The following is a 1,394-nucleotide window of genomic DNA, read 5'->3' as shown; positions in this document are numbered from 1 at the left end:
CTGAGGACAAGCCCTCGGCCTATTAGTACCGGTCAACTCCACCCCTCACAGGGCTTCCATATCCGGCCTATCAACCCAGTCGTCTACTGGGAGCCTTACCCTCTCAAGGAGGTGGGAGTGCTCATCTCGAAGCAGGCTTCCCGCTTAGATGCTTTCAGCGGTTATCCCTCCCGAACGTAGCCAACCAGCCATGCCCTTGGCAGGACAACTGGCACACCAGAGGTTCGTCCGTCCCGGTCCTCTCGTACTAGGGACAGCCCTTCTCAACACTCCTACGCGCACAGCGGATAGGGACCGAACTGTCTCACGACGTTCTAAACCCAGCTCGCGTACCGCTTTAATGGGCGAACAGCCCAACCCTTGGGACCTACTCCAGCCCCAGGATGCGACGAGCCGACATCGAGGTGCCAAACCATCCCGTCGATATGGACTCTTGGGGAAGATCAGCCTGTTATCCCCGGGGTACCTTTTATCCGTTGAGCGACGGCGCTTCCACAAGCCACCGCCGGATCACTAGTCCCTACTTTCGTACCTGCTCGACCCGTCAGTCTCACAGTCAAGCTCCCTTGTGCACTTACACTCAACACCTGATTGCCAACCAGGCTGAGGGAACCTTTGGGCGCCTCCGTTACTCTTTAGGAGGCAACCGCCCCAGTTAAACTACCCACCAGACACTGTCCCTGATCCGGATCACGGACCCAGGTTAGACATCCAGCACGACCAGAGTGGTATTTCAACGGCGACTCCACAACAACTGGCGTTGCTGCTTCAAAGTCTCCCACCTATCCTACACAAGCCGAACCGAACACCAATATCAAGCTATAGTAAAGGTCCCGGGGTCTTTCCGTCCTGCTGCGCGAAACGAGCATCTTTACTCGTAATGCAATTTCACCGGGCCTATGGTTGAGACAGTCGAGAAGTCGTTACGCCATTCGTGCAGGTCGGAACTTACCCGACAAGGAATTTCGCTACCTTAGGATGGTTATAGTTACCACCGCCGTTTACTGGCGCTTAAGTTCTCAGCTTCGCCCCGACGAATCAGAGCTAACCGGTCCCCTTAACGTTCCAGCACCGGGCAGGCGTCAGTCCGTATACATCGCCTTACGGCTTCGCACGGACCTGTGTTTTTAGTAAACAGTCGCTTCTCGCTGGTCTCTGCGGCCACCCCCAGCTCGGAGTGCAAGACTCGTCACCAGGAATGGCCCCCCTTCTCCCGAAGTTACGGGGGCATTTTGCCGAGTTCCTTAACCATAGTTCACCCGAACGCCTCGGTATTCTCTACCTGACCACCTGAGTCGGTTTGGGGTACGGGCCGCCATGAAACTCGCTAGAGGCTTTTCTCGACAGCATAGGATCATCCACTTCACCACAATCGGCTCGGCATCAGGTCTCAG

1 rRNA gene is annotated in these 1,394 nt (G+C 56.2%); it reads right to left on the bottom strand.

From position 1 onward, the window contains the following. Positions 1-2: 2 nt before the first annotated feature. Positions 3-1,394 (bottom strand): 23S ribosomal RNA (locus ACFVXG_RS46120); the annotation flags it as partial.

The sequence above is a fragment of the Kitasatospora sp. NPDC058162 genome (assembly GCF_042884005.1).
GTDB lineage: Bacteria > Actinomycetota > Actinomycetes > Streptomycetales > Streptomycetaceae > Kitasatospora.
This window is presented reverse-complemented; position numbering and strand designations above follow the sequence as displayed.